We start from the raw sequence: 18,179 nt of genomic DNA on the forward strand, positions 1-18,179 counted from the left end.
CCCTCAGAGAGGTTGTCCATGACGATTCAGGTTCGCGCACTCGCCGGTCTACCGCTTGCGAGAGGCGGACTCGACCGTCACGGCGAGCTCCGTTCACGACCGGACGTGCTCGACGGACTGCGGGTCGATCCGAACGCCCGAGCCGTCGTCCTCCGCGGCCGGCGCGCACTCGTGACCGGCGACGCGCTCGACCTCCTGGATCCCTCGGACCTGCCCGAGCCGGAGCTCATGGTCTACCTCGGAAGCACCGTCGAGGACACCCCGGAAACCCCACCGGGCACCGACATCCTGCTGTGGGTCCTCGCCGACGCCGATGCCGACGCGATCACCGAGGATGAGGACCGCTGGTTCGACCTCCGCCGGAGCGGACACCGGCTGTCCGACCGCGACGTCGGGATCCTGGCGACGTCGCTGGCGATCGCCGGCTGGCACCGAGCCGAGCCGTTCTGTGCGCACTGCGGCTCGCCGACCACCGTCCGCAACGCCGGTTGGGCACGGCACTGCCCGGTCGACGGCAACGAACTCTTCCCGCGCATGGATCCCGCGGTCATCGTCGCGGTCGTCGATCCTCAGGGACGGATATTGCTCGGGTCGAACGCGATGTGGGAGCACAACCGGTATTCACTGCTGGCCGGCTACGTCGATGCCGGCGAGTCTCTCGAGCAAGCCGTCGCCCGCGAGATCTTCGAGGAGTCGGGGATGCGTCTCGGCACTCCCGTCTACCTCGGTTCGCAGCCGTGGCCGTTCCCGCGCTCGCTCATGCTCGGCTTCGTCGCCCCGCTCGCGGAGGATCAGGATCCGGAGGCGCTCGTCCCGGACGGCCAGGAGATCCTCGACCTCCGGTGGTTCACGCGGGAGGAACTCGAGGACCCGGCCACCGACGTCATCCTCCCCGGACCGTCGTCGATCGCACGAGCCGTGATCGACGAGTGGCTTCGCGGATCCTGGTCTCGATGAGGCGCGGCACCACCGAGGGGCCCCGATGAGCAGTCCGGCCGAACTGCTGGCCGGACTCGACCCCGACCAGGCCGTCGCAGCGGAGGCGCTCCGCGGACCCGTGTGCATGCTCGCCGGCGCAGGCACCGGCAAGACCCGCGCGATCACCCATCGCATCGCCTACGGGGTCGCGACCGGGACCTACACGGCGTCGCGCGTCATGGCGCTCACCTTCACCAGCCGCGCCGCTGCTGAACTGCGTGGTCGGCTCCGGGCGCTCGGAGCCGAGGGCGTCTCGGCCAGGACCTTCCACGCCTCCGCGCTCTCGCAGCTGAACTTCTTCTGGCCCCAGGTCGTCGGCGGTCAGGTGCCCGCGCTCGTCGAGAGCAAGGGCCGGGTGCTCGGGCACGCAGCCGAACGGCTCCGGTTGCGGGTCGACACCGCGACCCTGCGCGACGTGGCGGGCGAGATCGAATGGCGCAAGGTGTCCGGCCTGACCCTCGAGCAGTATGCGGCGTCGAACCGGCCGCTGCCGGCCAAGCTGTCCCTCGAGCAGGTCATCTCGCTCCAGGAGACCTACGAGCAGTTGAAGGACGAGCGCCGACGCATCGACTTCGAGGACGTCCTGCTCGCCTGCGCCGGCATGATCGAGACCGAGCCCGCCGTCGCCATGCAGGTGCACGAGCAGTACCGCTTCTTCGTCGTGGACGAGTACCAGGACGTCTCGCCGCTGCAGCACCGACTCCTCGAACTCTGGCTGGGCGGTCGACGGGACGTGTGCGTCGTCGGCGACGCGAGCCAGACCATCTACTCCTTCGCCGGTGCCCGTTCCGACTACCTGCTCGACTTCCCGACCAGGTACCACGACGCCACGGTCGTCCGGCTCGAGCGCAACTACCGCTCCGCCCCGCCGGTCGTGGCCGCGGCGAACACGCTCATGCGGGGGCGCCCAGGGGCGTTGCACCTCTCAGCGGCCACCGCACGCGACGACGAGGGCACCCAGACCGCACGCCCTGACACGCCGGCGGTCGGCCTGCGGCAGTACCCGAACGAGCTGTCCGAGGCGAGAGGCGTCGCCTCGGAGATCCTCGTGCAGCTGCAGGCGGGCGTCCCGGCCTCGGAGATCGCCGTGCTCTACCGGATCAACGTCCAGGCGGCGGCGTTGGAGACGGCCCTCGGCGAAGCCGGCATCCCCTACGTCATGCACGGCTCCAAGCGCTTCTTCGAGCTACCCGAGGTGCGGCAGGCCCTGCTCCAGCTCCGCGCGGCCTCCGTCTCGATCAGCGGTGAGCCGCTGTTCAAGTCCGTGAGCGACGTGCTCCGGTCGCTCGGCTGGAGCCAGGACCCGCCCGACGGCGGCGGTGCGGTGCGCGACCGCTGGGAGTCGCTCAACGCGATCATGGGGCTCGTCGACCAGGCGCCGGAGGGGACCTCGTTCCGCGCCTTCACGGATGAGCTGCAACTGCGGCAGGCCGCGCAGCACGAGCCGACGGTCGAGGCGGTCACGCTGGCGACCCTGCACTCGGCGAAGGGCCTCGAGTGGGAGGCCGTGCACCTCATCGGGCTTTCCGAGGGCTATCTGCCGATCTCCTACGCGAAACAGTTCGAGCAGGCGGACGAGGAACGGAGGCTCCTCTACGTCGGCATCACGCGCGCCAAGCGGCTGCTCAACCTGTCCTGGTCCGAGACGCAGCAACGCGGTGGTCGTCGCGAGCCGTCGCGATTCCTGGCAGAGCTCGGCATGCGCACCTCGAGTGCTCCCGGACGACGCGGCGCCTGACCCCACCGGTCGCGGCGTCGACCACCAGCTGGGTGCTCGCGAGGATGGGCTGGGACGCGTCGAGGTGTCGGAGCACCAGACGGGTCACGCGGGTCGCGACCTCCGCACCGAGGAGCTGGGTGTCGAGTGGCGAGCGGTGCCCGAGAAGCTGGGAGGCGACGGCCGGCCAGGCCGGATCGTCGTCGGTGCGGTGCAGCTCGACGCAGTGCAGGCACGGCCCTGAGCCGGGTGTCACGAACGGCCCGATCCGGACGACACGATCGCTGAACACGACCGGCAGGTGCGGGACGTCGTCGCGCAGCCACCGCGTGTACCGACTCGGCGGGATGACGAAGTCGGCGACGAGGACGGCGACGTCGACCCGGCCAGGGTGCGACCCGGCTCCGGTCGACCCGGACTCCGGTGGCAGGAGTGCGACCGCCTCCTGCTCGGAGAGGAGGCGTCGGAGGAGCTCGGCCGCCAGGCTCGCGCCGTCCACGACGACCCGGTGCGTCACGGCGGGGCAGGAGGTGGGGCCGCCGTGCTCGATCACCGGGTCGAGCGTCGAGAGGACGCGATCGATCTCGTGGGCTGGGATGTCGAAGGCGTCCGCGAGTCGTCGTTCGACCAGAGCCGGGAAGCCGGCACGCAGTGCCGCGACGACCTGCTCGGTCTCGGTCCGGACGCTGTCGAGCACGACCGCTTCATCGACTCCCACCTGCAGGCTGTGCGGGGTTCGCCAGAGCAGCGGTCTCCTGGGATCGAGGCGCGTCGTCATCCATCGATGATGGCGGGTCGACGACCGGTCGCGTCGGCACTCTCCACAGCCCGCCCGGAAGGACGAGCTGTGGAGCGTCGCCGTGGATCAGACCGGGGGGCCGCCGGCACCGTTCGGGCCGGAGGGCTCCGAACCGGGCTCGTCGTCGTGCTGGTCGCCGCGTTCCTCGCCACGGAGGAGGTCTTCGAGCGCGAGATCCATCTCGTCCTGCTCGGGACGCTCACCCCTGGCCTCAGCTTCGAGGCGCGCGATGAGCGCCTCCGGGGCGTCGATGTCGGCTGCGGTCGGCACGAGGTCGGGGTGCGACCACAGGGCGTCGCGCTGCGCGGTACCGACGGCGTCGGTGACCTGCTGCCACATCTGCGCAGCCTCGCGCAGCCGGCGGGGTCGCAGCTCGAGTCCCACGAGCGCGCCCAAGGCCTGTTCGGCCGGCCCACCGGCGGCGCGGCGTCGGCGGACGGTCTCCGCGATGGCCGCGGAGCGGGGGAGACGCTCGGTGGCTGCCGCGGTGACCACGTCGACCCAGCCCTCGATGAGGGCGAGCGTCGTCTCGAGTCGGGCGAGGCTCGCGTCCTGCGCCTCGGTTCGGGCGGGGATGAGCGCACCGCTCGTCATGGCCTCTCGGAGTTCCTCGGGGTTCGACGGGTCGAAGCTCTCGGCGAGCTCCTCGAGTCGCTCGGTGTCGATCCGGATGCCGCGTGCGAAGTCGGTGATCGAGGAGATGAGGTGCAGGCGGAGCCAGCGGGCGTGGCGGAAGAGTCGTGCGTGCGCGAGTTCACGGACCGCGAGGTAGATCTGGACCTGATCCGCCGGGATGTCGAGACCCTCGCCGAAGTCGGCGACGTTCTGGGGCACCAGGGCGGCCTCGTTGTCGTCGAGCAGCGGGATGCCGATGTCGCCGCCGGAGACGACCTCCTTGGAGAGCTGGCCGACGACCTGTCCGAGCTGCATCGCGAAGAGCGTGCCGCCGATGCCGCGGACGAGCTGTCCGGCGTTCGCGATCATGCTCGACAGCTCCTCGGGCGCGCGTTCCGTGAGCACGCCGGTCAGGGCGTTCGCGATGTTCGTGGCCACCGGCTCGGCGAGCTGCGTCCAGAACGGCATCGTCTTCGTGGCCCAGCGCGTCCTCGTGTACAGGGCCGGTTCGCTCGACAGCTCGGCCACGTCGGTGACGTCGGCGAGCCACAGGGAGGCGATGTGGAACGCCTGCTCGAACGCCGCACGCTGCTCGGGCGTCGTGTCCTGGGAGCCGTCCCCGGCGATGGTCTTCGCCTGCTGGAGCGAGGTGTCCCAGTTGATGCCGTCGCCACCGGAGCGGAGTGCGCCCTGGAGCTGCGACATGAGCGCGGCGAGACTGGCCGGATCGCTGGGAAGGCCGGCCGCGCCGGCGAGCTGGCTCGGGTCGAACGAACCGTTGCCGGAGAGGAGCTCGCGGAGCATGTCGCGGAACTCGTCCTCCGGACTCTTGTCGGAATCCTCTGGCACGTCAGCCGCCTCTCAGATAGCTCGGTGCTGGGCCTTCTACGCTAGTCGCACCTCGCTGAAGAATCGCCGGGGTATGGTTGGTCGGGTTTCCGCCCACCGCGAACACTCCGGAAGGCTTGCATGTCGCTCTTCGCCGATGAGGCTCCCACCGCTTCGGCACCGACCGGTCAGGGGCGCAATCGTCGCGCTCGGTTCGGTTGGATCGTGCTCAGCCTCTCGCTCGTCCTCCTCGGCGTGCTGTCGGCGGTTCCCGCACCGTACGTCATCGAACAGCCGGGTCCCGTGTTCAACGTGCTGGGTACGACCGAGGGTGACGACGGCGACGTCCCGCTCATCGAGGTCCACGACGAGCAGACCTACGACACCGGCGGCACGCTCGACATGTTGACGGTCCAGCTGGTCGGGAATCCGCAACGGAGCCCGGGCTGGCTCGACATCGTCTCGGCCTGGTTCGACCCGAGCCGAGCCGTCGTGCCGATGGACCTCTACTTCCCGCCCGGCGTCACGACCGAGCAGCGCGACGAGCAGAACGCGACCCTCATGGTCGACTCGCAGCAGGACTCGGTCGCGGCGGCGTTGCGCGAGCTCGGGTACGAGGTTCCCGAGCACATCGTGGTGGCACAGATCGCTGAGGGTGCGCCCGCGCAGGGGGTGCTGCGGCTCGACGACGAGATCGTCGCGGTCGACGGCACGCCCGTGACCGGCCTGGCCGGCCTGCGGGACGCGATCAACGCCAACGGTACGGACAAGCCGGTCACGCTCGACATCGTGCGTGGGGGAGTGGCGAGCACCGTCGAGATCACGCCGACGACCGCGACCGCGTCCGACGGGACGACCTCGACCGTGATCGGCATCGGTACCAAGACCACCTACGACCTCCCCGTCGACATCACCATCCAGCTCGACAACGTCGGCGGCCCGAGCGCCGGCATGATGTTCGCGCTCGGCATGATCGACCTGCTCACCCCGGGTGAGCTCAACGGCGGGAAGGACGTCGCCGGTACCGGGACGATCGACGCCGACGGGAACGTCGGCGCGATCGGCGGCATCCGGCAGAAGCTGTTCGGCGCGAAGGACGCCGGGGCCGAGTGGTTCCTGGCACCGGAGAGCAACTGCGACGAGGTCGCCGGACACGTCCCCGACGGCTTGACGGTCTTCGCCGTGAAGACCCTCGACGATTCGCTCACAGCGCTCAAGGCCATCGCGGACGGAGCCGACACGAGCAAGCTGCCCACCTGCTCGGCCGGTTGACCACTTCGGGCGCTCTCCCAGCCCGGCCGCTTTAGGATGGGTGGGACGACCCCTATCTGAAGAGGCCACACGTGACATCCGCAGCAGCAGAGAAGCCCCTGTCCACTCAGCGCCGACGCGCCCCGATCGCGATCACGGTGGCGATCATCGCCGCGCTCCTCATCGGGTTCTTCGTGTTCTCGGGGTTCTACGCCGACCTGCTGTGGTTCCAACAGCTCGGCTTCACCGAGGTCCTGACCACGCAGTGGATCGCGGCGATCGCCATGTTCCTCGTCGGGTTCGTGGGGATGGCCCTCCCCGTCTGGCTGGCCATCGAGATCGCCTACCGGACCCGTCCGGTCTACGCGAAGCTCAGCTCGCAGGTCGACCGCTACCAGCAGGTGGTCGAGCCGCTCCGCCGACTCGCAACCTACGGCATCCCGGCGCTCTTCGGGCTCTTCGGCGGTGTCGCCGCGGCCTCGCGCTGGCAGCTGGTGCTGCTGTGGATGAACGGCACCCCGTCCGGTACCAAGGACCCGCAGTTCAACCTCGATGTGTCGTTCTACCTCTTCGACCTGCCGTTCTTCCAAGCCGTGGTCGCCTTCTCCTCGGCGGTCGTCCTGATCGCCCTCATCGCAACCGCCGTCGTCACCTACCTCTACGGAGGCATCCGGGTGGTCAGCCGTGAGGTCTGGATCTCCATGGCGGCCCGCGTGCAGATCTCGGTGCTCGCCGCGCTGTACCTGATCCTGCAGGCCGTCAGCCTCTGGCTCGACCAGTACACGACGCTGAACGACACCGGCACGCTCATCACCGGTGCCTCGTACACCGACGTCGCCGCGACCATCCCCGGTCGGGTCATCCTCGCCGGGATCGCGCTCATGGTCGCCGTCCTGTTCGTCGTCACCGCGTTCACCGGCCGCTGGCGTCTGCCGCTCGTCGGTACCGCGCTGCTCATCGTCGCGTCCCTCATCGTCGGCAGCCTCTACCCGTGGATCGTCCAGCGTTTCCAGGTGGAGCCGAACGCGAAGAGCCTCGAGACGCCGTACATCAAGCGGAACATCGACATGACCCGCGACGCCTACGGGATCGCCGACGTCGAGGAGGAGGAGTACGCAGCCACCACCGACGCGACCCCCGGAGCACTCCGTCAGGACGCCGAGACCACGGCGAACATCCGGATCATCGACCCGTCGCTCGTGAGCGCCTCGGTCGCGCAGCTCGAGCAGTTCAAGCAGTTCTACTCCTTCGACAAGCAGCTCGACGTCGACCGCTACAACATCGACGGCAAGACGCAGGACGCCGTCGTCGCGGTCCGCGAGCTGAACGTCGCCGGCCTCGACAACTCGCAGTCGTGGATCAACAACACGGTCGTGTACACCCATGGGTACGGTCTGGTCGCGGCCTACGGCAACCAGCGCTCGGCCTCCGGTGAGCCGGTCTTCCTCGAGTCGGGCATCCCCACCACCGGCGCGCTCGGCGACTTCGAACCGCGCGTGTACTTCGGTGAGCAGTCGCCGGACTACTCCATCGTCGGCGCTCCCAAGGGCGCGGACCCGGTGGAGCTCGACTACCCGTCGGGCACCCAGGGTGAGTCGCAGACCTACACGACCTTCGACGGTGATGGCGGGCCCAAGCTCGACAACGTCTTCAAGAAGCTCGTCTACGCGCTCAAGTTCCAGTCGGAGCAGATCTTCCTCTCCGACTCCGTGAACAGCCAGTCGCAGATCCTCTACGACCGCGACCCGCTCACCCGGGTCCAGAAGGTCGCTCCCTACCTGACGCTCGACTCCGACCCCTACCCGTCCGTGGTGGACGGTCAGATCGTCTGGATCGTCGACGGCTACACGACGAGCGCCAGCTACCCCTACTCGAAGACCGTGAGCCTGTCCGACACGATCTCCGACTCGGTCACGCCGGCGCAGAACTACGCGCTCGACGACGTCAACTACATCCGGAACTCGGTGAAGGCGACCGTCAACGCGTACGACGGCAAGGTGACGCTCTACAGCTGGGACGACCAGGATCCGATCCTCAAGACCTGGCAGAAGGTGTTCCCGTCGACGGTCAAGCCGATGTCGGACATGTCCGGCGATCTCATGAGCCACGTCCGGTACCCGGCCGACCTCTTCAAGGTCCAGCGTTCGGTGCTCGGCCAGTACCACGTCACCAACGCCGGATCGTTCTACTCGAGCGAGGACGCGTGGGTCACCCCCAACGACCCGCAGTCGACCGACACCGAGAAGAAGTACCAGCCGCCGTACTACCTGACGATGCAGCTGCCCGAGCAGGACGCGCCGTCCTTCTCCCTGTACTCCACGTTCATCCCGCGTCAGGGCGGTGAGCAGTCGCGGAACGTGCTGACGGGCTACCTCGCGGTCGATGCGAACGCCGGCGCCGAGGACGGCAAGCGGAGCTCCGACTACGGCAAGATCAGGCTGTTGACCCTGCCGAAGGACGACACCGTACCGGGCCCCGGCCAGGTGCAGAACACCTTCGACTCCGATCCGAGCGTGTCGAGCCAGATCAACATCCTGAAGCAGGGTCAGACCGAGGTGCTGAACGGCAACCTGCTGACCGTGCCGGTCGGTGGCGGTCTGCTCTACGTGCAGCCGGTCTACGTGAAGTCCACCGGCGACACGAGCTTCCCGCTCCTGCAGAAGGTGCTTGTCGCCTTCGGCGACCAGATCGCCTTCGAGGACACGCTGGACGAGGCGCTCGACGTCCTGTTCGGCGGCGACTCGGGTGCGGATGCGGGTGACACGAACGTCCCGGGCGACAGCACGACGCCCCCGACGGACGGCACGGACACCGGCGGCGGAACCGACACGGGCTCGACCCCGAGCACGGGTGACCCGACGGTGGACGCGCAGATCAAGACGCTGCTCGACCAGGCGAAGGCCGCGATGGTCGAGAAGGACGCGGCCATGGCGAGCGGTGACTGGGCTGCCTACGGGGTGGCGGACAAGAAGATCTCCGACGCACTGGCGCAGGCGCTGGCACTGCTGAACGGCTGATTCCGAGCCTGCAATCCGAACGGCGTCGCCCTGACGGGCGGCGCCGTTCGGCGTTCCAGGAGGAGGGATTCGGCCGGAATCGGAGTGCTCAGCGGCACGCGATTTGCACGCCCTCAGAATGCATGCTAGGTTTATCTCTTGTGCCGCAGGGTGGAGCAGTTCGGTAGCTCGCTGGGCTCATAACCCAGAGGTCGTAGGTTCAAATCCTGCCCCTGCAACAGAAAAGATGAAATCCCGGTCTCCTCGAGATCGGGATTTCGTCGTTTGCGGGGATGGTCGCCCGCCGTCGGCGGGCGGCGGGTCAGTCCATCGTCGCGACGGGGAGGCCGAACGCCGCGGCCACCCCGGCGTTGGTGACCGCACCCGCGTGGATGTTGACGCCCGCGCGGAGCGCTGCGTCGGCCGCCACTGCTGCTCCCGTGCCCTGGTCGGCGATGGCGAGCGCATACCGGAGCGTGGCATTGGTCAGCGCGCGCGTCGAGGTCTCCGGGACGGCGCCGGGCATGTTGGCCACGCAGTAGTAGAGGCTGTCGTGGACACGGAACGTCGGGTCGTCGTGCGTCGTCGCCCGTGAGCCCTCGAAGCAGCCGCCCTGGTCGATGGCGATGTCGACGAGCACCGAGCCGGGCTTCATGTCCGCCACCATGGCGTCGGTGACGAGCTTCGGGGCCTGAGCCCCGGGGATGAGCACCGAGCCGATGACGAGGTCGGCGTCGCGGAGCTGCTCCGCGATCTCGTACGCCGATGACGGCCTGGTCTGGATCTGCCCGCTGAAGCGGTTCTCCAGCTCGCGCAGGCGAGGGATGGAGATGTCGATGATCGTGACGTCCGCCTGCATGCCGAGCGCGTTGGCTGCGGCGTGCTCGCCGGCGACCCCGCCGCCGATGACGACGACCTTCGCCTTGGGGGTTCCGGGCACGCCGCCCAGCAGGATCCCTCGTCCACCGGTGGCGCGCATGAGGTGGTAGGCGCCGACTTGCGTGGACAGTCGTCCTGCGACCTCGCTCATCGGCTGCAGGAGCGGCAGGGAGCGGTTGGGGAGCTGCACGGTCTCATAGGCGATCGCGGTGGTCCCAGAGGCGATCAGGGCGTCGGTGAGCGGACGGTCCGCCGCGAGGTGGAGGTAGGTGAAGAGCGTCTGGTCGGCCCGCAGGAAGTCGTACTCGGCGGCGACGGGCTCCTTCACCTTGAGCAGGAGGTCGCCCGCCGCCCAGACGGAGGCCGCGTCGGTGGCGATGGTCGCGCCGGCGGCACGATACGCCTCGTCGAGATTGCCGGACCCGAGGCCGGCGCCCGCCTGGACGATGACCTCATGGCCGTGTCGGACGAGTTCGTGGACGCCGCCTGGCGTCGCCGCGACCCGGTTCTCGTTGTTCTTGATCTCCGTGGGGATGCCGATTCGCATGTCTGGTTCCTCTCGCAGGCTGGGCCAAGGCTCGGCTCTCCCGCTCGTCGGTGGACGGTGTGCGACTATTCTGAGGTTGCTGCGTTTCAGCCGGATGAACGCCGCAGCTTTTGCGGAATTCGCGTCTGAATTCGATGATGATTCGGCTGAAAAGGGACGTGGGCGCAGGATGACGAACAATCTGCACGGACGCGCGGACCTTGACGACGTCGATCACGCACTCCTGCGGCTCCTGCAGGAGAACGCACGCATGACGAACGCCCGCATGGCGGAGCTCGTCGGCATCGCCCCCTCGACGTGTGTCGCCCGAGTGCGGTCGCTCGTCGACCGCGGCGTGATCACGGGGTTCTCGGCGCGTATCGATCCGGTCGCGGTCGGGCTCGGTCTCGAGGCGCTCATCAGCGTCAACATCAGGGCGGGGGCTCGCGCCCGTATCGCCGAGTTCAGCGCCGGCATCCGACAGCTCCCGGAGGTCGTGCAGGTGTTCTTCCTCGGCGGCTCCGAGGACTTCGTCATCCATCTCGCGGCGCGGGACAGCGCCCACATCCGCGACTTCGTCGTCGAGCACCTGTCGGCCGATCCGACGGTCGCCTCGACCCGCACGAGCCTGGTGTTCGATCACTCGTTCATCGGCGTCGCGGTGGGGGAGTGAGGGCGATCCGCGGCTGTACCGGCCGGGCGAAGGTCACGAACGCATAACGAAGGACTCGGGCGGAAAACCCTGACCATGTTCGGTTTTGCCATGGAGGCCGTGCGCGATGTCCGCCTGTTGGGGGATCGTCGATTAGCCAGCAGCTGTGAGTTTCGTTAGCGTTGTCGACGGCCCGCAAGGGCTGACCTACGTAACCGCGTCCCGCCCCCTGTCGCCCCGTGACGGCGTGCTGGACGTACGGTCGAACGCCACGCGGTAGCCGTTGTCGCCCCACGTGATCCGAGCCCGCGCGCTGTCCATCAGTGCGCCGATGGGGCGGATCGAGAGCCGTTCGACCCGGCCTGACGATCGACAGGAAGAGCGCACCGCGGTTCCGCGTGCGCTTCCAGGAGAACACATGACCGAAACGATTGCCGTCTCCGCGACGGGACTGTACAAGGTCTTCGGCAGGAAGCCGAAGGAAGCCGTGAAACGCCTGCAGGCCGGTGCCTCGCGTGACGAACTCGCCTCCGGCGGGACCACCGCAGCCGTCATCGACGCCTCGTTCGAGGTGAAACAGGGCGAGATCTTCGTCGTGATGGGCCTCTCCGGCTCGGGCAAGTCGACGCTGATCCGGATGCTCAACGGCCTGCTCGAACCGACGGCGGGCACCGTGACCATCGCCGGGAAGCCGATCTCGGGGGTGTCCTCGAAGCAGCTGCGTGCGGTCCGACAGGACAACATCTCGATGGTCTTCCAGCACTTCGCCCTGCTGCCGCACCGCACGGTGCTCGAGAACGCCGCCTACGGACTCGAGGTGAAGGGTGTGCCGGCCGCTGAACGACGCGAGCGGGCCCAGGCCGTCGTCGAGCGCGTCGGGCTCGCAGGCTGGGAGGACAAGCTCCCGGGCCAGCTCTCGGGTGGGATGCAGCAGCGCGTCGGCCTCGCCCGCGCACTCGCCTCGGACACCGACATCCTCCTCATGGACGAGGCGTTCTCCGCGCTCGATCCCCTCATCCGCCGCGAGATGCAGGAGCAGCTCGTCGAGCTGCAGGCCGAGCTCGGCAAGACCATCGTGTTCATCACCCACGACCTCAACGAGGCGATGTTCCTCGGCGACCGGATCGCCGTCATGCGCGACGGCCGGATCGTCCAGGTCGGCACCCCGAACGACATCCTGACCGACCCGGCGAACGACTACGTCGCCCAGTTCGTGCAGGACGTCGACCGCGCCCGCGTCCTGACCGCCGGTGGCGTGATGGAACCCGCGCGCTCCGTCGTCTCCGCGTCCGCCGGACCTCGGGCCGCCCTGCGCATCATGCGCGACCTGCAGACCTCGACCGCCTTCGTGGTCGGTCCGGGTCGGCAGCTCCTCGGCGTCGTCCGCGACAAGGACGTGCTGCGTCTCGTCCGTGCGGGCGACCACGAGCTCGGCAGTGTCATCACCGCCGACCTCGCCACGGTCTCGCCGGAGGCGGCGCTCGTCGACCTCTTCGAGTCCGCCGTCGAGAGCGCCCTGCCCGTCGCCGTCGTGGACGAGCGGACGCGCCTGCTGGGCGTCGTCCCGCGGGTGACCCTGCTCGCCGCCGTCGGCAACGTCCCGACCAACACGGACGAGATCAGCCTCGTCGGGCCGCCGGCGACGGTGCCCGTCGAGCTCATCACGGCGACCCTGCGGTCGACCGCGGAGGACCCGCAGCACCCCGACGACGTGACCTCGTCGATCGAGACCAGCGCCGCCGAACCGGCAGCGAGCCTGCCGGAAGGGAGTGTCCGATGAACGGCATCCGTCTCCAGTCGTCCGGGTTCCTGGACGCCATCACCCGCCCCGAGATCGGAGCGTGGGTCGAAGCCTTCGTCGACTTCATCACCGACGTCTTCCAGCCCGTCTTCGACGTCATCCGGAGCGTCTTCCAGGGGCTGTACGACGGCGTCGACCTCGTGCTCAGTGGTCCGCCGTTCTGGGTGATCATCATCGTCGCCGCCCTGCTGGCCTTCGTCGCACGGGGTCCGGTGTTCGCCGTCGGCTCCGCCGTCGGGCTGTTGATCATCGTCGGCGTCGAGCAGTGGGACAACGCGATGGACTCGCTCTCGCTCGTGCTCGTGGCCGGACTCATCGCCATCGTGATCGGGATCCCACTCGGCATCCTGGCCGCGCGCTCGAAGGTCGCGTCGTCGATCATCCGGCCGTTGCTCGACTTCATGCAGACGACTCCTGCGTTCGTCTACCTCATCCCCGCGCTCATCCTGTTCCGCATCGGCGTCGTCCCCGGCATCGTCGCGACGATCGTCTTCGCGCTGGCCCCGGCCGTCCGTCTCACCGAACTCGGGATCCGCAACGTCGACCGCGAGGTCGTCGAGGCCGGCAACGCGTTCGGTGCTTCCTCCTGGCGGATCCTGCGCCAGATCCAGCTGCCGCTCGCGATGCCGAACATCATGGCCGGAGTCAACCAGGTCATCATGCTCTCGCTCTCGATGGTCGTCATCGCCGGCATGGTGGGCGCCGGCGGCCTGGGTGGCGACGTCGTCAAGAGCCTCTCCCGGATCGACATCCAGCTCGGCTCCGAAGCGGGCCTGTCGGTCGTCATCCTGGCGATCTTCCTGGACCGTCTCACGGCTTCCCTCGGCGGCGGTCGCAAGCAGCGCGGGAAGCGCACGAAGGCTGCCCCGTCCTCGCCCGGCGGGATCCGACCGGCGCCTGCCTCGAGCACCACGACGACCGACAGCACCGCCTCCGGTGAGGAGCAGCGCACTCCCGCCGAGTCGCCGACCACCGTGCGGTGACCCACCGGCACACAGCTTCCATCCGACGACACCGATCCCCGCGTCACGCGGGACGAAAGGAATCATCGAACATGCAGTACCGCACCAAGATCGCAACCACCATCGCAGCGGGGGCGGCGGCGACGCTCGCCATCTCCGGCTGCTCCGCGGGCGCCTCGGACGAGACGCTCGAGAACGGCGACAAGCAGGCGGTGACCATCGCCGTGTTCAGCGGCTGGGACGAGGGCATCGCGGCCTCCGAGCTGTGGAAGGCCGTGCTCGAGGAGCAGGGCTACGACGTCACCCTCGAGGAGGCGGAGCCCGCCCCGGTGTTCTCCGGCCTCAGCACCGGTGACTACGACCTGACGCTCGACGTCTGGCTGCCGACCACGCACGCGAGCTACATCGAGAAGTTCGGTGACGACGTCGTCGACCTCGGCGCCTGGAACACCGACGCCAAGCTCACGATCGCCGTCAACGAGGACGCCCCTGTCGACTCGCTCGAGGACCTCGCGGCCAACGCGGACCTCTTCGACAGCCGCCTCGTCGGCATCGACCCCGGTGCCGGACTGACCGAGGCCACCCAGGACAAGGTCATCCCCGAGTACGGCCTCGACGACTGGGAGTTCCTGACCTCGGGCACCCCGGCGATGCTCTCGGAGCTGAAGGCCGCGACCGACGCCGGTGAGAACATCGCCGTCACGCTGTGGCGTCCGCACTGGGCCTACGACGCGTTCCCGATCAAGGACCTCGAGGACCCGAAGGGCGCCCTCGGGGACGCCGAAGGCATCCACAGCTTCGGCAAGGCCGACTTCGCGGACGAGTACCCGACGCTCGCCGGGTGGCTGAAGGACTTCGACTTCGACTCGGAGCGACTGTTCTCGCTCGAGAACGCGATGTTCAACGAGGGTGACTCGAAGGACTACGCGCCCGTCGTCAAGCAGTGGATCAGCGACAACCAGGAGTACGTGGACTCGCTCACCAAGTAGCGGATCGATGAGACGACGGGCACCGGAGCGATCCGGTGCCCGTCGTCGTGTGCATCAGGGCGTCAGCTGCGGAGCCGGGCGAGGCCGTCGACGGCCCGCTCCAGCACCTCGACGCGCTTGCAGAACGCGAACCGGACCAGTGACGCGTAGTCCGGGTCGTGCCGGTCGAGGCAGAACGCCGACAGCGGCACCGCCACGACGTCGGCGAGCTCGGGCAGTGCCCGGCAGAACGCTGCAGCATCGTCGAAGCCCAACGGGGTCGCATCGGCCACGATGAAGTAGGTACCGTCCGGTCGGAAGGTGTCGAAACCGGCGGCGGAGAGGCCCGCGCTCAGGAGGTCCCGTTTGCCGCGCAGGCCGTCGGCGATGGCCGTGAATGCGGCGTCGGGCAGTCGGAGTCCGGTCGCCATCGCCGGCTGGAACGGTGCGCCGTTGACGTAACTGAGGTACTGCTTGACCGTCGTGACGGCCGTGACGAGTTCTCGGGGTCCGCTCAACCAGCCGATCTTCCACCCGGTCGTGCTGAAGGTCTTGCCACCGGACGAGATCGTGAGTGTGCGTCCGGCGACACCCGGCAGGGTCGCGAGGGGGACATGCCGGACGTCGAAGGTCAGGTGCTCGTAGACCTCGTCCGTCACGATGATCGCATCGTGGCGCTCCGCCAACTCGGCGATCAGGTCGAGCGTCGCGCGGTCGAGGACGGTGCCGGTCGGGTTGTGCGGGGTATTGACCAGGATGACCCTGGTCCGGTCGGTGACGGCGGCGCGGAGCTCGTCCGGGTCCGGCTGGAAGTCGGGTGCGCGCAGCTTGACCGTCCGGTGCCGGCCGCCGGCGAGGGCGATGAGTCCGCCGTACGCGTCGTAGAACGGCTCGAAGGTCACGACCTCGTCGCCGTGCTCGACGAGGGCGAGGAGGGTCGCGGCGAGCGCCTCGGTCGCTCCGGCGGTGACGAGCACCTCTCCCTGCGGGTCTGGCTGGAGACCGTAGAACCGTCGCTGGTGCTCGCTGATCGCGGTGCGGAGGTCCAGGGTGCCCGGGCCGGGCGGGTACTGGTTCTCGCCGCGCTCGATGGCCGCGACCGCCTCGGCGAGGACCGCCTCGGGCCCGTCCTCGTCGGGGAACCCCTGGCCGAGGTTGACGGCTCCGGTCTGCAGCGCGAGCGCGCTCATCTCCGCGAAGATCGTCGACGAGACGTGTCCGTCCTCGTCGACGAGGCCGGCGCCTTCGGCAGTGCGCCGCCAGGGTCCGTCAACCACCATGTCGATCTCCCTCCGTGGCCGCGGGCGCGGGCCGCTCCCAATCTAGGACACCGTGCGCAGGTCCTTGCGGCGAAGCCCTAGCCGGCGCACAGCGGGCGCGAATGAAACACTCAGCTCAGCACGGGAAGCTGACTGCGCTTGGAAGGAGCAGAATCGCCATGACCGACACCGCAGACGGACAGCAGCCCGCCGAACACCCCCAGTCCACCCCGAACGGTGAGACCGCGCCGCAGTCCGCACCCGCTGAGCAGGCGGGCGGCACAGTGCCTCCCGCGGGCGAGGCACGGCCGTCGACCTCAGGAGCGTACTTCCCGCCCCCGACCGCGATGCCCCCGGCCGCGCCGCCCGCCGGTCAGCCGACGCAGCAGCCCTACGGCGCGGCCCAGCAGGGCTCGCCGTATCAGCAGGCGCCGCAGCACCCGTCCGCAGCCTTCTCCCGTCAGCAGCAGCCGAACCCGTACGCCGCGTACCAGCAGCCCACCGGTCAGCTGCCCACGGTTCAGCCGCAGCCCGGTCAGCAGCACGGTCCCTACGGAGCGTCCCCCTACGCCCAGCAGCCGACCGGGCAGCACCCTGGCGTCCCGACGCCACCGGCAGCGCGGACGAAGAAGACCAACCGCCCGCTGGCCGGCATGGTCGCGATGCTCGCCGTCGGTGCCCTCATCGGAGGAGCGTCCGGCGCCGGGGCGACGCTCTGGGTCACGAACGCGACGAAGTCGAGCGTCTCGAGCAACGAGGCGGGCTCGAAGGCGTTCACCATCAACGACGACGCCGACGTCAGCCTGACCACGGCCATCGCCGCGACGGCCGGGCCGAGCGTCGTGACCCTCTCGGTCCAGGGCGGGCAGAGCGCCGGTACCGGGTCGGGGATCATCCTCAGCAAGGACGGTTACGTCCTGACGAACACGCACGTGGTCACCCTGGACGGCCAGGTCGCCGACCCGACCATCCGGGTCACCGATGCGAACGGCAAGCTGTACAACGCCAAGATCGTCGGCACGGACCCGATCTACGACCTGGCGGTCATCAAGCTCGAGGACGCCTCGGGTCTCAGCCCGATGGAGTTCGCGAACTCCGACAAGCTCAACGTCGGCGAGACGGCTGTCGCGATCGGTGCGCCGCTCGGACTGGCGGGGACCGTCACCGACGGCATCGTCAGCGCCCTCAACCGGAGTATCACCGTCGCCTCCTCCGCCGTTCCGGACTCCGGATCGAGCGACGACGGCGGGTCCGGCGACTCGAACGGCGACAACCAGAGCCCGTGGAACTTCGACGTGCCGGGGCAGACCACCCCGACCGCGCCGACCTCCTCGATCTCCATCGCGGTCATCCAGACCGACGCGGCGATCAACCCCGGCAACTCGGGTGGCGCGCTCGTCGACGGCACCGGCAAGCTCATCGGTGTCAACGTCGCGATCGCGAGCGCCGGAAGCACCGACTCGTCGTCGCAGAGCGGCAGCATCGGCGTCGGCTTCGCCATCCCGGCGAACATCGCCAAGCGCGTCTCTGACGAGATCATCAAGACGGGCAAGGCGACCCACGGCCTGCTCGGCGCGACCGTGAAGGACGCCTCGAGCGACGCCAAGAGCACGGTCGCCGGTGCGCTCATCGACAAGGTCACCGACAACGGCGCCGCGCAGGCCGCGGGTCTGAAGTCCGGGGACATCGTCACCGAGTTCAACGGCGTCCCGGTCACGGGTGCGAACGACCTCACCGCTCAGGTGCGGGCGCTCGCGGCCGGGGCGACGGCGAAGCTCACCTTCACCCGCGGCAACGACGCGCAGACCGCCGAGGTCACGCTCGGCGAGCTCGCGCTCTGACACCCGGGGCGTCATGCCCCGGAGGACGCCCGCACGGCCTCCGTGCGGGCGTCCTCCGCGTCCGGGCCACCCCGACGACCGGCTGCTAGGCTCGATCGAACGAAACA

The 18,179-nt window shown here is 69.0% G+C and carries 13 protein-coding genes and 1 tRNA gene; 10 read left to right on the plus strand and 4 right to left on the minus strand.

Going from position 1 to position 18,179, the window contains the following annotated elements; genetic code table 11:
- The first annotated feature begins 18 nt into the window (after positions 1-18).
- Positions 19-957 (plus strand): NAD(+) diphosphatase, encoded by a 939-nt coding sequence (gene nudC, locus IFR14_RS08505; RefSeq protein ID WP_079705555.1) that lies wholly within the window; start codon positions 19-21, stop codon positions 955-957.
- A 25-nt stretch (positions 958-982) separates the two neighbouring features.
- The gene (locus tag IFR14_RS08510; RefSeq protein ID WP_191940799.1) at positions 983-2,716 is read left to right on the plus strand and encodes an ATP-dependent helicase; all 1,734 of its coding nucleotides are present in this window, start codon (positions 983-985) and stop codon (positions 2,714-2,716) included.
- Here IFR14_RS08510 and IFR14_RS08515 read toward each other — a convergent pair.
- A complete protein-coding gene (locus tag IFR14_RS08515) occupies positions 2,604-3,473 on the minus strand; it encodes a TOMM precursor leader peptide-binding protein (RefSeq protein ID WP_124769024.1) in 870 nt (289 codons plus the stop codon). The two genes, IFR14_RS08510 and IFR14_RS08515, sit on opposite strands and share 113 nt — an antisense overlap.
- A gap of 87 nt (positions 3,474-3,560) precedes the next feature.
- Positions 3,561-4,913 carry a zinc-dependent metalloprotease gene (locus tag IFR14_RS08520; RefSeq protein WP_082916189.1) on the minus strand — a complete coding sequence of 451 codons (1,353 nt, stop codon included), beginning with the start codon at positions 4,911-4,913 and terminating at the stop codon, positions 3,561-3,563.
- A 165-nt stretch (positions 4,914-5,078) separates the two neighbouring features.
- Between IFR14_RS08520 and IFR14_RS08525 the strand changes: the two genes are divergently transcribed.
- From IFR14_RS08525 to IFR14_RS08535, 3 genes are all read left to right on the plus strand, one after another.
- Positions 5,079-6,209, plus strand: a complete 1,131-nt coding sequence (locus IFR14_RS08525) for a YlbL family protein (protein ID WP_159878268.1) — start codon at positions 5,079-5,081, stop codon at positions 6,207-6,209.
- Positions 6,210-6,280: 71 nt separating this feature from the next.
- Positions 6,281-9,205: a UPF0182 family membrane protein gene (locus tag IFR14_RS08530; protein WP_124769026.1), complete on the plus strand. Its 2,925-nt coding sequence runs from the start codon at positions 6,281-6,283 to the stop codon at positions 9,203-9,205.
- 144 nt (positions 9,206-9,349) lie between these two features.
- Positions 9,350-9,423 (plus strand) — tRNA-Met (locus tag IFR14_RS08535).
- An 83-nt stretch (positions 9,424-9,506) separates the two neighbouring features.
- On the opposite strand, the gene ald is transcribed toward IFR14_RS08535, so the two are convergent.
- The gene (ald, locus tag IFR14_RS08540) at positions 9,507-10,610 is read right to left on the minus strand and encodes an alanine dehydrogenase (RefSeq protein ID WP_191940800.1); all 1,104 of its coding nucleotides are present in this window, start codon (positions 10,608-10,610) and stop codon (positions 9,507-9,509) included.
- Positions 10,611-10,779: 169 nt separating this feature from the next.
- On the opposite strand from ald, the gene IFR14_RS08545 reads away from it, so the two are divergent.
- The 4 genes from IFR14_RS08545 (at position 10,780) to IFR14_RS08560 (ending at position 14,993) form a co-directional block, all read left to right on the plus strand.
- Positions 10,780-11,262: an Lrp/AsnC family transcriptional regulator gene (locus IFR14_RS08545; RefSeq protein ID WP_079705560.1), complete on the plus strand. Its 483-nt coding sequence runs from the start codon at positions 10,780-10,782 to the stop codon at positions 11,260-11,262.
- Positions 11,263-11,659: 397 nt separating this feature from the next.
- Positions 11,660-13,021: a quaternary amine ABC transporter ATP-binding protein gene (locus tag IFR14_RS08550; RefSeq protein ID WP_191940801.1), complete on the plus strand. Its 1,362-nt coding sequence runs from the start codon at positions 11,660-11,662 to the stop codon at positions 13,019-13,021.
- A complete protein-coding gene (locus IFR14_RS08555) occupies positions 13,018-14,025 on the plus strand; it encodes an ABC transporter permease (protein WP_191940802.1) in 1,008 nt (335 codons plus the stop codon). The genes IFR14_RS08550 and IFR14_RS08555 overlap by 4 nt, the downstream gene beginning before the upstream one ends.
- A gap of 71 nt (positions 14,026-14,096) precedes the next feature.
- Positions 14,097-14,993 (plus strand): glycine betaine ABC transporter substrate-binding protein, encoded by an 897-nt coding sequence (locus IFR14_RS08560; RefSeq protein WP_079705563.1) that lies wholly within the window; start codon positions 14,097-14,099, stop codon positions 14,991-14,993.
- A gap of 62 nt (positions 14,994-15,055) precedes the next feature.
- On the opposite strand, the gene IFR14_RS08565 is transcribed toward IFR14_RS08560, so the two are convergent.
- Positions 15,056-16,252: an aminotransferase class I/II-fold pyridoxal phosphate-dependent enzyme gene (locus tag IFR14_RS08565; RefSeq protein WP_191940803.1), complete on the minus strand. Its 1,197-nt coding sequence runs from the start codon at positions 16,250-16,252 to the stop codon at positions 15,056-15,058.
- Positions 16,253-16,410: 158 nt separating this feature from the next.
- Between IFR14_RS08565 and IFR14_RS08570 the strand changes: the two genes are divergently transcribed.
- Positions 16,411-18,072, plus strand: coding sequence for a S1C family serine protease (locus tag IFR14_RS08570; RefSeq protein WP_191940804.1), 1,662 nt, complete (start codon positions 16,411-16,413; stop codon positions 18,070-18,072).
- The last annotated feature ends 107 nt before the right edge of the window (positions 18,073-18,179 follow it).

It is taken from the genome of Plantibacter sp. CFBP 8775 (assembly GCF_014839505.1).
Taxonomy (GTDB): domain Bacteria; phylum Actinomycetota; class Actinomycetes; order Actinomycetales; family Microbacteriaceae; genus Plantibacter; species Plantibacter auratus.

What these genes read in the sequence shown, in the direction of transcription:
- IFR14_RS08525 (WP_159878268.1), top strand. Translation starts at nt 5,079, where the DNA reads ATGTCGCTCTTCGCCGATGAGGCTCCCACCGCTTCGGCACCGACCGGT.
- IFR14_RS08555 (WP_191940802.1), top strand. Translation starts at nt 13,018, where the DNA reads ATGAACGGCATCCGTCTCCAGTCGTCCGGGTTCCTGGACGCCATCACC.
- IFR14_RS08510 (WP_191940799.1), top strand. Translation starts at nt 983, where the DNA reads ATGAGCAGTCCGGCCGAACTGCTGGCCGGACTCGACCCCGACCAGGCC.
- nudC (WP_079705555.1), top strand. Translation starts at nt 19, where the DNA reads ATGACGATTCAGGTTCGCGCACTCGCCGGTCTACCGCTTGCGAGAGGC.
- IFR14_RS08550 (WP_191940801.1), top strand. Translation starts at nt 11,660, where the DNA reads ATGACCGAAACGATTGCCGTCTCCGCGACGGGACTGTACAAGGTCTTC.
- IFR14_RS08515 (WP_124769024.1), bottom strand. Translation starts at nt 3,473, where the DNA reads ATGACGACGCGCCTCGATCCCAGGAGACCGCTGCTCTGGCGAACCCCG.
- ald (WP_191940800.1), bottom strand. Translation starts at nt 10,610, where the DNA reads ATGCGAATCGGCATCCCCACGGAGATCAAGAACAACGAGAACCGGGTC.
- IFR14_RS08545 (WP_079705560.1), top strand. Translation starts at nt 10,780, where the DNA reads ATGACGAACAATCTGCACGGACGCGCGGACCTTGACGACGTCGATCAC.
- IFR14_RS08560 (WP_079705563.1), top strand. Translation starts at nt 14,097, where the DNA reads ATGCAGTACCGCACCAAGATCGCAACCACCATCGCAGCGGGGGCGGCG.
- IFR14_RS08520 (WP_082916189.1), bottom strand. Translation starts at nt 4,913, where the DNA reads ATGCTCCGCGAGCTCCTCTCCGGCAACGGTTCGTTCGACCCGAGCCAG.
- IFR14_RS08570 (WP_191940804.1), top strand. Translation starts at nt 16,411, where the DNA reads ATGACCGACACCGCAGACGGACAGCAGCCCGCCGAACACCCCCAGTCC.
- IFR14_RS08565 (WP_191940803.1), bottom strand. Translation starts at nt 16,252, where the DNA reads ATGGTGGTTGACGGACCCTGGCGGCGCACTGCCGAAGGCGCCGGCCTC.